This window comes from Pseudomonas sp. Sample_20, assembly GCF_004307585.1.
In the GTDB taxonomy this organism is placed as follows: domain Bacteria; phylum Pseudomonadota; class Gammaproteobacteria; order Pseudomonadales; family Pseudomonadaceae; genus Aquipseudomonas; species Aquipseudomonas atacamensis.
The window spans coordinates 1-12,287 of record NZ_RCOA01000113.1; the positions used below are offsets into that span (position 1 = coordinate 1).

Annotated in this window: 9 protein-coding genes; all 9 read right to left on the minus strand. The window is 57.5% G+C overall.

The genetic code is table 11. The annotated features are described in order from the left end of the window. Window positions 1-195 precede the first annotated feature (195 nt). On the minus strand, window positions 196-2,355 hold the full coding sequence (locus tag D8U70_RS23000) for a lipase family protein (RefSeq protein WP_241664683.1): 2,160 nt from the start codon (window positions 2,353-2,355) through the stop codon (window positions 196-198). A gap of 80 nt (window positions 2,356-2,435) precedes the next feature. Continuing rightward, the gene (locus tag D8U70_RS23005; RefSeq protein ID WP_130929798.1) at window positions 2,436-3,296 is read right to left on the minus strand and encodes a hypothetical protein; all 861 of its coding nucleotides are present in this window, start codon (window positions 3,294-3,296) and stop codon (window positions 2,436-2,438) included. 49 nt (window positions 3,297-3,345) lie between these two features. Continuing rightward, a complete protein-coding gene (locus D8U70_RS23010; RefSeq protein ID WP_130929799.1) occupies window positions 3,346-4,170 on the minus strand; it encodes a DUF4123 domain-containing protein in 825 nt (274 codons plus the stop codon). After that, window positions 4,167-6,239, minus strand: coding sequence for a type VI secretion system tip protein VgrG (locus D8U70_RS23015; protein ID WP_130929800.1), 2,073 nt, complete (start codon window positions 6,237-6,239; stop codon window positions 4,167-4,169). The genes D8U70_RS23010 and D8U70_RS23015 overlap by 4 nt, the downstream gene beginning before the upstream one ends. 288 nt (window positions 6,240-6,527) lie before the next feature. After that, window positions 6,528-7,115 carry a lipoprotein gene (locus D8U70_RS23020; RefSeq protein WP_041480414.1) on the minus strand — a complete coding sequence of 196 codons (588 nt, stop codon included), beginning with the start codon at window positions 7,113-7,115 and terminating at the stop codon, window positions 6,528-6,530. Between the two features lie 77 nt (window positions 7,116-7,192). Further along, a complete protein-coding gene (locus D8U70_RS23025; protein ID WP_130929801.1) occupies window positions 7,193-8,131 on the minus strand; it encodes a carbohydrate kinase in 939 nt (312 codons plus the stop codon). Between the two features lie 13 nt (window positions 8,132-8,144). Continuing rightward, entirely contained in the window at window positions 8,145-9,641 is a 1,497-nt protein-coding gene (gene xylB, locus D8U70_RS23030; RefSeq protein ID WP_130929802.1) for a xylulokinase, read from the minus strand. A 123-nt stretch (window positions 9,642-9,764) separates the two neighbouring features. Next, window positions 9,765-11,240 (minus strand): mannitol dehydrogenase family protein, encoded by a 1,476-nt coding sequence (locus D8U70_RS23035; RefSeq protein ID WP_130929803.1) that lies wholly within the window; start codon window positions 11,238-11,240, stop codon window positions 9,765-9,767. 15 nt (window positions 11,241-11,255) lie between these two features. Then, the coding region (gene ugpC, locus D8U70_RS23040) for a sn-glycerol-3-phosphate ABC transporter ATP-binding protein UgpC (RefSeq protein WP_241664682.1) at window positions 11,256-12,287 on the minus strand (1,032 nt) is incomplete at its 5' end.

Consider the following 12,287-nt stretch of genomic DNA (forward strand, 5'->3'; position numbering starts at 1 on the left):
TCTCCGCAGCCATGCCGGAGTCCTGCTGGTAGCTGACCGGCTTCAGTTTGCGGAACGCGATTCGATTTAAGCTCCATCTTTTTTGCCAGTGCGTGTCCTCTAAGATGTTCACCATTAAAGTGCATATAGAAACGTAGCCTTGGGTAGAACAATCGCCTACCCATGGCTCTCTGTTTGTGCTCGAACTCGGATAGCTCAAGCGGTGTTCGCTATCGCCCCTTGCGGGACTTGGGCAACTCGCACGATGGCTTGATTCTCTTTGTGATCAGCCCATCGTTGGATTTGAGTTTTCAGTTCCGGTAACTCGGCACGATCACCGTAAACGTCGGAAAGCTCTACAGTTGTTTGCTCCAATAAATCTATGTTCTTCAGCGTAGTCTCGATATTTTCGAGCTCTTTTTGATTATGGCTCACTGCCAGAGCAATTTCCTTCTGGCGAGTTTGGAGATCAGACATAGTTGATCTTCTCTGGAGAGCCGTTGCGCGATCCTGAGGTCTGCCTTCAATCGTTCCTCCTGGAAATTCCACTTGCTGCGCGCTCTGCCATTTTTCTAGTTCGGAGCGGTAGAACCTTAATTGTGTCCGCAGATTGAGCGCTTCGCGAGGCGTAATGATTTTCCCGCCGCTGGTTTGCGTATCTTGCCAGCGTCGCAAAGTCGCCCAGCAGGCGGGAATGTAGCCGCCAAGCATTGTATGGTCTGCCCCGTTCATCACCTGTACTCCGAAGTTGCTACGTTCAGGAGTGTCATTATTTTTGATATTCGCATAACAAAGCTGTGTCATTGCCGACTCTTCATACCCTTCGCAACCTGGAGTCCACAATACCGATGAAATCTGGTTACCTGGCAGTCGCAAAGGGGTGAAGTAGCGTTGTATGCCATGATGCCGGTAAGGCTTCCCGCCGAACCGATTCAATCCGGCACCAAATATGATTCCCCCTACAATCGGTGCGACTCCTCCAGTAACAGTAGCTGCGACTCCGGTAACCCAGACTGCTTGCTTGGTATCCATCCAAGCTGCGGGTACGCTGGGTACCGGATCATTGTTGTTTACAATTCGGTGATGAACGAGAGGTTTGGCTCCCTCGACAAAGTCCGCATCACCTGCTCTAGGTGAGCCGAAGGTATAAAGTATTGCTTGGTCGTCAAATTTATTACGTATCCATTCAGCTAACAGAAGCGCTATCGCCCCACCCAGGCTGTGGCCACAAACCACAACTCGCTGGTTATTTGTACGGAATCTGGCGAGATACTTAACCACAAAAGGTTGTAATACTTCATAGGCTTCGTGGAATCCTTTGTGAGCCTTGCCGACGCCATCTTTTACTGGTACTTGCTCCGCGTCACCATCGCGCAAAGCATCCCACTTTTCCGCTGTTCCGCGTACGGCTATGAGAATCATTCGGTCATCATGTGTGGCGTAGGCTTGCGTATCGGTTTTTTTTGAATCCAATGAGTATCCGCGCTTATCATTAAAAAAATGAACTTGCGAAGGAGTTTCCTGTTCGTCGGCACTCTTATAATGTTGCGGATCGTAAGGTATGATTTCCAATCGTTTTGAATAAGGCACATCTTCAACAATGGGATAATTTACAGTCTTGGCATCGGCATAACGCATGGGTTCCTGATAACAGGCCAAACAAGTCTGTAGCACATGGCCGATAGTTCCTACCGCAGGGAATTTTACTTCTCCCCCAGGTTCTTGTGCCTTCGGGTTGTCGACGTCTTTTGGTGCATTAGGATTCTCAGGTACTTGCCCGAAATCGCCGTAGCTCAGCGTCGCCAACAAAGAAAGGTTATAAAGATTTACCGCGCTGAAGTCAGGCGCCAAAGAAATTAATGGCCTGAACGCCCGTAGCGCACGGACTTCCAGTACATAGTGTTTATCTGGTAATAGAGCCGTTCCGTAATCCGGAACTCTTCCCGCGGCGAAATCACAGGCAAGTTTTGTCCAGCCGTAAGGTACCGGCTTGGATAGTTTTGCCGGGGCCGGCAAGTGCCGTTTGTGTTTTACAAATTGCCGAACTTCTACGTTGTAAAATTCGGCTTGTTCTGAGGAGGCTCTGTACGCGCCAGTTTTTGCTGTACTGCCGATTGGCCGATGTAACGTCTTTTCAGCTGCGACCTGAAATTCAGTCAGAGGAATTCGGTAATCTTTTCGGTCGGCAAGGGTGTCATACCAAGCGTCTCCACCCGCATATGGTTTTGCTAACGTCAGAGTTACCGGGCCTTTGTAGTTATTGATTACTTTGGCGTAGCCATCGCTGTCCAGAGTGCCATCGTACTTTTGACCCTCTGCATCGGTCAATTCATAGCTCAAGCCGGCGTAGGGTTTGCCATCTCCAAATTCGTCCACCAATCTAAAGCTGATCCAGCTGCCTCTGGCGGGGCACACGCTTTTATCACACAGGTATGGATCCGTCATAGCGAATGTCCTTATTCAGTGCAAGTTGGATATACCGTACACTCGCGGCCGTCCATTTTGAATTTTTTGAAAACTGGAGGCGTTTGGCACCTTTTTGATGTTGCGGTTTCCTGGCAGGGCTTCCATCCTTCTGTGGTCTTGATCCACCGATTGTCCATGCTAGGTTCTTCATCTCTCGCCAAGCGGAATGTGAATTTTACTTCTTTGTTTTTAATGCTTGATCGTTGAACAGTTCCGCCCGGCTTATTGCGTTCAAAATAGTCGGAGGGCACGTTCCATTCAGAATTAGCTGCGCTGCACGATAATATTTTTGAAATTCCGTCTTTTTCGATTCTTTCCACGCTTAGTTGGAACATCCAAGTACATAGACCTCTAAATTCAGAGTGATCATCGCCTAATGAAGACGATCCGTCATTGGTCGTATTTTCTTTTACAGTTATTCCGCCGAAATCTCCCCCGATATCCAATGAAGATGTGCCATAGCGGCCGTCAATGGCCATGTCTACGCGAGTCAACTCCATCTTGCATCCGGCTATGCTATAACTGAGCGGAATATCGAAGCGGGCAGTTTGTTCGATATTCTTTACATCAATCTGATCTGTTTTTTGATGCCGTCGGGTTACTTCTCCTCCTAAGCCCGCTGAATAAGTTTTGCAATCCTGACCAGCTAGTGGTGAATATTGTGATTTTGCTGTTAGACCAAAATTTGCAGGTGTAGTCGCTACCAGGGTAAACGAGTCGGACCCGTAGTGGCTGGTAATGTCTTCAATGCTGCTCTGAGCAATTTGGCTGGCGGAGGTACAGGCGCCGAATAAAGGGAGCGCCATAAGTAGTAATGAATTTAAAGTGAGTGAAGCTGATAACTTGCTCATCGTCGCGTCCCGAGAAAACTTAAAACATAACTAAAGTGGGTTGATAAACTCAGCTGAATACTCGTTTGCATCTTTCAAAATGCTCTAAAGAAGTTTCATTTGGCAAAGGAGACCATGCGACATCTTGCATACATTGTTCTGACAGTCGACGACTCAACATCAACTCCCTTTGCTCTGGTAGTTGCCAGCCCCAGACATCAAGTAAATCCAGTTGATACTCAAGCCATTCACTGACCACTCGGGTCTCAGCTAGGGTGGCAGCTGCCTCAAGGTGATAGGTCAATAACCATCGTTTTAGGTTTTCGCGCAAGATGCTGCGAGCCTGTTCACCGGACTCGGGATTGCGCAACCATGGCTCTGGATTAGGTACCGGATACATTCCAGATCTGCTGTTGTCCGCACTTTTCCATTGATTCTCGTCCCAATACAGCACACTGCCGATTGGCCCAAGCAGCAGCGGCAACTCGCTATCCTTCATATTGGCGAGGCAGCGCGCCAGCACCCGGTTGTCCTGGAACCGAAACAGCGAGCGGTCGCCGTCTTCGTCGATTACCATGCGCGCGATCCAATGCTGGGTCAGGCTGTCGAGGTCGGCCCTGTCCATACTGCCGATCCAGCCCCAGTTGCGTTCAGGGTCATCGAGCAGTCTGCGAAAGGCATCGTTGCCAGGGTTTTGCAATTCGGTCAGCCACGGACTGATAGCCGCGAACTGTGAGAATTCGGTGCGTCGGTACAATTGCACTGAGCGCTGCATGACGCCAGCGCTATACAGCGGTGTCACCGGGTTTGGTTCGGCGAGGCTGTCGAGTACAAGGATCAAGACTCGGTTGAGGCGGGATTGTTCGCCCATCCAGTTATTTAGCACGTCACTCATGCCGTAGCTCCCAAATCGCATTTACCTTCCCGGCAGGCTTCGCAAATAGGGCAACGAATATTACCCGCTGCACGAGCGGCTTTGGCCATGGCCATCTGTACGGCCGCCGGAACAAGCAGGGCGCCTGCCTTGTCTTTCGCGGCGGCCCATGGAATGACGGGTTCGAGAATCCCGATCCCAGTCCCCACCCCCGGCGCACCACCGGTATTCACCTTCACCTCAGCGCCGCTAATCGTGACACCACCCGCATCAACCTTCACAAAACTCCCGCCAGCCTTGGCGGTCAGCTCCATGCCACCCTCAATCACCACCTTCTCACCAGCGTGATAGTGAATCTCCGTCCCGGCCTCAACAAACTGCCCAGTCCCCACCTTCACATGCTGCGTCACACCCACTGTCAGGTGATCATCCGCGCGCATTTCGCTGATTCGGTCCAGATGGGTGATCCGGTGTTCTTCGACCTTGAACTCGCTCAACACGTTGGCTTCAACAGTGTCATGCCGTTCGTTGCCGACGCGGATTTTCTGGTCGTGTTCGATGTTTTCGTCCCAGTCGCGCTGGGCGTGGATGTAGATCTGTTCAGCGCCTTTTTTGTCTTCGATGCGGAATTCGTTGTAGCCCTTGCCGCCCGGGGAGCTGAGGGTTTTGAAGGTGCTGCGGGTCTTGTTGGCCGGCAGGTCGTAGGGGACGACGTTTTCCTTGTGGTACAGGCAGCCGGTGACGAGGGGCTGGTCGGGGTCGCCTTCGAGGAAGGTGACGAGGACTTCCATGCCGATGCGCGGGATGGCAATGCCGCCGTAGGCACTGCCCGCCCAGCCGCTGGCGACGCGCATCCAGCAGGTGGTTTTGTCGTCGGATTGGCCGTCGCGGTCCCAGTGGAATTGCACTTTGATGCGGCCGTACTGGTCGCAGTGGATCTCCTCACCGGCAGGGCCGGTGACGACGGCGGTCTGGCTGCCGAGGACTTTCGGTTTCGGGTGTTCGAGGCCAGGGCGGTAGTGCGCGTCCCACGGGGTGGCGAGGAAGCTGTTGCGGTAGCCCTGGTGGAAATCGCTCTTGTTGTCGGTGACGTCGCTGGTGACGTTTTCGCCGAGCACTTGCGGTTGTTTGCCTTCGTGGAAGACTTCCAGCAGCAGCCACAGATCGTTCCACTCGGCGCGCGGGTGTTCGGCGAGTGTGAGGAAATGGCCGCTGGTGAGGGTCGGTTCATCACCTTTGCCTTCGGCGAGTTTGTAGTCGCTGCGATGGCGTTCGAGGGCGCGGGTCGAGAGGAACTTGCCGCGCTCGCGGGTGGTGAAGCGGCCGGGGTAATCGTAGTCTTCCAGGTCCGGGGCGAATTCGGATTTGACCGCGGCTTCGGGCAGCAGCTTGGGTTTTTCGAAATCGTAGTCGCGGCGGCTGACGCGGGTGGTGCGGGTTTCCAGGCGCAGGTTGAAGCGCTTGATCACCGGTTTCTCCGCAGCCATGCCGGAGTCCTGCTGGTAGCTGACCGGCTTCAGTTTGCGGAATACGGTCTGATCGTCGCCGAACACCAGTTTGTGGCCGCTGCTGCTGTGCTGGAAGTGGAAGTGAATGCCTTCCTCTTCGCACAGACGCTGGATGAAGTGCAGGTCGGACTCATCGTATTGCACGCAATACTCACGCTCCGGGTACTCGGCGCCGAGCTGGAAGCTGTAGGCGTCGGAGAGAATGCCGCGATCTTCCAACACCTGGGCGATGATTTTCGGCACCGTCAGTTGCTGGAAGATCTGCTGATCATGGTTGTGCTGCAGATAGGCCAGTTGCGGCATCAGGCTGATGCTGTAGCGGGTCAGGGTCTTGCCGGAGTCGCCCTGCTCGATGCGATAGACCTGGCCGTGAATCTTGCCTTCTCCGGTGGCTCCGAAGGTCAGGCAGGCGCGCTTGTGCAGCAGCTCTTCGAGCTTCAGGTCGGGGCGGGCGCTGACCAGTTCGAGGTCGAAACGGAACGGTTCGTTGAGGGCTTCGCGACCGGTGAAGCTGAGGACTTGCAGGTCGGCGTTGGCGTCTTCGATCGAGAGGGTGATGTGGGTTGCATTGGCGTCCAGCATGCCTTGAATTCCGTCCGTTGAATAAGCAGGTGATGGATGTTGCAGGATTAGACGGCCTCATTCAAGGCGCAAATGGCGTAGGTGTGGGGCCTTGATGCCATAGGGAAAACCCTTAGGAGGGCGGTTTGGGTCAGTGAAATCGGGCCTTTCATAGACTTTGATGGTGTTTGAGAGATTGCCATCGCGGGCAAGCCCGCTCCCACAGGTTTCTCGGGTGGACACAAAATCGGCGTTCACTAAGGTCCCGTGGGAGCGGGCTTGCCCGCGAAGGCGTCTTCAGCAACACCGCTACAACCAATGCCAGAACCGGCTCCAGAACCCGCGATTGAGGTCTTCCTTGCAGCCGGCGTATTGCTGCGCATACAGATCCGAACGGTTCTGCACCTTGCGCGCGGTCGGCGGTAGCCAGGCCTTGCTCGCGTAGGTCTTGTTGCGGAAGCCGCCCCAGCCTTCGTGGTAGTTCAGGTACTGGTTATAGGCGTCGTATTTGTACACGCCGTTGATCGAGGTGGTCTTGTCCATGTACCAGCCGACGAAGTCGATGGCGTCGTCGAAGTCTTCGCGATCGGCCCAGTTGCGGCCGGTGCTTTTCTGGTAGTCGGCCCAGACTTCATCCTTGGCTTGCGCATAACCGGAAGCGGTGGAGACGCGGCCCCAGGGAATTACCCAGAGCAGATATTTGCGCGGCGTCTTGGCGTCGTAGCGATAGCCGGATTCCTGATACATGATCGCGAAAGGCACCTGAATCGGCACGCCCCAGCGTTTCTGCGTGACTTGCGCAGCGTCGTACCAATCGCTTTTCTCGCGGAAGATTGCGCAGATGTCTTCCGGCGAGCGGGGCGGCGAGGTGCCGCAACCGCTCAGCAGGGTGGCCATGGTCAGGAGGGCGAGGATGTGCCTGTGATTCAAGAGCTGTTTTCCGTCGTGCGCAAAAAGGCCGACAGTCTACGCGCTCAGCTCAATTGATGACGATAGGGCAGATCCGGACCGGTTTTGCTGCAGGTCAGTGCGGCGGCTTGTACGGCGAACCTGAGCATGCCGTCGATTTGCTCGCGACTGAGCTGCTGGACGCCTTCGACCGAGTCCAGCGAATGTTCGGTCAGCCAGGTGATCAGCGCGGCCTGGAAGGTGTCGCCGGCGCCTACCGTATCGGCGATCTGAACCTGATTGGCCGGCACCGACCACGAGCCATGGGTGCGACTGAACACCGTTGCGCCGTCGCCACCGCATGTCAGGAACACGATCTGGCAGCGATGCTCGAGCCAGCTTTCAATAACATGCTGCGGATCTTGCTCGGGATAGAGCAGGCTCAGATCCTCGTCGCTGACTTTGATCAGATCGGCCAGTCGTACCAGCGTGGCGATGCGTTCGCGCCATAGCTCGATGTTCGGCTCGGGATTGAGGCGCACGTTGGGGTCGAGGCTGATCAGGCGTTTGCCGCTTTCGCGCTGGACCAGTTTCAGCAGTGTGTCGCCGATCGGCTGTACCACCAGCGAAAACGAGCCGATGTGCAGGCCGCGCACCTCGTCGCCAAGTGTCGGCAGATGTGCCTCGCTCAGTTGCCGGTCGGCGCAGCCTTCGCCGCGGAAGCTGTAATGCGGCGAGCCATTGGCGCCTACCGCGACCATTGCCAGAGTGGTCGGCGCGGCGAAATCCACCAGATAGTCCGGGCGCACACCTTCGTCCTGCAGGACTTGCTGCAAACGCCGGCCGAGATAGTCGGTGGACAGCCCACCGAAGAGCGCCGAGTCCACGCCCAGACGGCGCAGACCGACGGCGACGTTGAACGGCGAACCGCCGGCAATCGCCTTGAAATTGACTTTCGAGGCCAGACCGCTGGCATCGTTTTCGCTGAAGAAATCAAACAGGGCTTCGCCACACACCAGGTACATAGTTGTTTGCTCGTTATAGGGTTGCGACATGCTGTTGATAGCGTTCGTAGGCCTGCTGGAACGCCGCGACATTGGCGGCGATCGGCAGGGTTTCGCTGCCCGTGTCGAGTTTCACGCAGCGCTCGCACAGCTCGGCCAGGGAGAAATCATCGCCGTTAGAGCGCGACGCGCACCACGCCGCTTGAATCGCCGCACCCAGTGCGGCGGCTTCGCTTTGTTCGGTGCAGATCACCGGAGCGTTCATGATATCGGCGACGATCTGCCGCCACACCGCGCTCTTCGAGCCGCCGCCGATCAGGCAAATGCGCAGGCTTTGTAAACCATTCTGGCGAAGCAAATCCAGCCCGTAGCGCAAACCGAAGGTGGTGCCTTCGACAGCGGCGCGGCACAGATTGGCCTGGGTCAGGTTGTCCATGGTCAGGCCATGCAGGCTGCCGGTGGCGTGGGGCAGGGCGGGGACGCGCTCACCGTTGAGGAACGGCAGCATGCTCACACCTTCGGCGCCGATCGGCGATTGCGCGACCAATTCGTTGAAGGTCGGCAGGTCGAGCTTGAACAGTTCCCGAATCGCACCGGTGGCGTTGGTCAAGTTCATGGTGCAGATCAACGGCAGCCAGCCGCCGCTGGAGGAACAGAACGTGGCAACCGAGGCATCGGCGCTGACGTTTGGCTCCTCCGAATAGGCGTAGACCGTGCCGGACGAACCGAGGCTCATGGTGATCGCGCCGGGCTGGATATTGCCGGTACCGATGGCGCCCATCATGTTGTCGCCACCGCCGCTGGAAACCACCGCGTTGGGGTTGATGCCGAGTTGCTCGGCGATTGCCGGGAGGAGAGTGCCGACGGCGGCGTGCGCGTCGATCAGCTCCGGCAGCGCGGCTTGCAAACGGCCGCTGGCATCGATGTCGCGCAGGATCTGTACATCCCACTGCCGCGTGCGCACATTGAAATAGCCGGTGCCGGACGCATCGCCGTATTCGCTGCAGGCGCGACCGGTGAGCCAGTAGTTGAGGTAGTCGTGAGGCAACAGAATCCGGGCGATGCGTGAGAACACGTCGGGATGCTGCTCTTTGGTCCAGAGCAGTTTCGACACCGTGTAGCCCGGCGCAATGACCACGCCGAGGCGTTCCAGCGAACCTTTCTCGCCGCCCATTTGCGCGAGCAAGCGCTCGTTTTCCGGCGTGGTTTCGGTGTCGCACCAGAGTTTGGCCGGACGCAGCACTGCGCCTTGCTCATCGAGCAGGACCAAGCCGTGTTGCTGGCCGGAGACGCCGACACCGAGGATCGCCTGGCCGTCGACATTGGCCGCTCGCAACGCCTGGCGGGTGGCGCTGACGAACGCGTCGAGCCACTGTTGAACGTCTTGTTCGCGGCGGCCGTTGGCGCCGCTGATCATCGTGTGCGGCGCTGCGCCCAGACCGAGCACCTGGCCGCTGCCGGCGTCGAGGATGATCGCTTTGGTGCCTTGGGTGCCGCAGTCGATACCCAGGAAGAGCTTTGTTGTTGTCATGAAGACTCCACGGCTGCTCGTTCCCATGCTCTGCGTGGGAACGCCTCAATAGACGCTCTGCGTCCGCTTTTGATGGGACGCGGAGCGTCCCGGGCTGCATTCCCACGCAGAGCGTGGGAACGATCAGGTCGCGAGAACTTTCTCCAGAGTCCGCGAAACCCCAACCTCGCGCAAACTCTGGCAGCACCACTCGAACGCTGCAACAAACTCCGCCGACTTCGGTATCGCCGTGCCGAAAATCTCTTCCACGCCCAACAGGCGTTCGGTGATCAACTCATCGTCCGCCACCAATCCCTGGCAGAAAGCCGCTCGCGGATCCGGAATCGAATACGTATCGCCATTCTCATCCACGCCCTTCAAATACAGCGCCCACGCCGCCACGACTAGCGCTGCACGCTTGGTCTCGCGGCCATCGGCGATCAGCCGATTGATCGTCGGCACGGTGAACTTGGGAAACTTCGATGAGCCATCCGAACACACGCGCTCCAGTTGATCGGCAATCGCCTGATTGGAGAACCGCGCGACCAGCGTGTCCTTGTATTCGCTCAAATCAATGCCCGGCACCGGCGCCAGCTGCGGCGTGACATCCAGATCCATATAAGCGCGCATGTAACGCACGAACAGCGGATCGTTCATGGTCTCGTGGACGAAGCGATAACCTTTGAGAAAGCCCAGATACGTCAGCGCCAGGTGACTGCCGTTGAGCAGTTTGATTTTCATCTCTTCGTACGGCGACACATCGTCGGTGAACTGCACGCCGACCTTTTCCCACGCCGGGCGGCCGTTGACGAATTTATCCTCCAGCACCCACTGCACAAACGGTTCGCAGACCACCGGCCAGGCATCGTCGACGCCGTGTTTGTCGGCCAGTTGCAGGCGATGCGCGGTGCTGGTCATCGGCGTGATGCGGTCGACCATGGCGTTGGGGAAGCTGACGTTCTGGTCGATCCAGTCGCGCAATTGCGGATCACGCAGCGAGGCGAACGCCAGCAGCGCCTTGCGCGCGACGGCGCCGTTGTGCGGCAGGTTATCGCAGGACATCACGGTAAATGCCGGAACACCCGCCGCACGGCGTTTGGCCAATGCGGCGCAGAGGAAACCGAACACGGTGCCCGGCGCCTCGGGATGGGCGAGGTCGTGTTGAATCTGCGGCAGGTGCGCCATGAATTCGCCGTTGCTGTCGTCGATGCAGTAACCGCCCTCGGTGATGGTCAGCGAAACGATACGGATCTGCGGTTCGGCGAGTTTGTCGATCAGTGCATGCGCGCCATCTTCGGCCAGCAGCATGTCGCGGATTGCGCCGATGACGCGCACTTCGGTGTCATCGCTGTCGCCCAATTCAAACAAAGTGAACAGGTAATCCTGCTCGCGCAGATCATCGCGAGCGCGGCGATCTTCCGGGCGCAGGCCGACGCCGCAGATTGCCCAGTCCAGCGCTTCGCCAGTGTTCATCAAGGCATCGGTGTAATACGCCTGGTGCGCGCGGTGGAAACCGCCGACGCCGATGTGCGCGATGCCCTGGCGCGTGTCGCTCAGGTTGTAGCCCGGCAGTTGCACTTGGGCGGCGAGGCGGTTGAGGTTCTGTTGGTTGAGTTTCATCGGATAGTCTCGAAATCAGGCGGCAGCGCGCAGTGGGCGGGTCAGCGCCACACCTTCAGCGTCGAACAGATGGCAGTGAGTCGGGTCCAGGCGCAGGCTCAATTGCTCGCCATAACGGCTGGCCAGGTCGCCGCGCACGCGCATGGTCAGGGCTTCACCGGCGCTGGTGGTGACGTGGCAGAAGGTGTCGCTGCCAAGCCGTTCGCTGACATCGGCAGTCACCTGCAACGTGCAGTCGCCGGGTTGTGCCAGCTCCAAGTGTTCAGGGCGAATACCCAACGTGACTGCGCTGCCGACACTGAGGTTGGCAGCGTTGAACGGCAGGGTGATGCGCGTGCCGGCGTCCAGCGAAACTTCACAGCTCGGGCCGTCGATGCGGGCAATCTTGCCTTTGAGGAAACCCATTTTCGGCGTGCCGAGAAAGCCTGCGACAAACAGGTTGGCCGGGTTGTGATACAGGTCCAGCGGCGAGCCGACCTGCTCGATCCTACCGCCATTGAGCACCACGACTTTATCGGCCATGGTCATCGCTTCGACCTGATCGTGGGTCACGTAGATCATCGTCGCTTCCAGGTCTTTGTGCAGGCGCAGCAGCTCCAGACGCATCTGCACGCGCAACGCCGCGTCGAGGTTGGACAGCGGTTCATCGAAGAGGAAAATTTTCGGGTTGCGCACGATGGCGCGGCCGATCGCCACGCGCTGGCGTTGGCCGCCGGAGAGCTGTTTCGGCTTGCGCTCGAGCATCGGCCCGAGTTCAAGAATACGTGCCGCTTCGCCGACCTTGCGCTCGACTTCGGCTTTCGGCACGCCGGCCAGATCGAGGGCGAACGACATGTTCTTTTTCACAGTCATGTGCGGGTACAGCGCGTAGGTCTGGAACACCATCGCCAGATCGCGCTTGGCCGGGCTGACTTCAGTGATGTCGCGGCCATCGAGTTCGATGGTGCCGCCGCTGACCTCTTCAAGGCCGGCGATCAGGCGCAGCAGGGTGGATTTGCCGCAGCCCGACGGGCCGACGAAGACCACGAATTCCTTGTCGTTCACTTC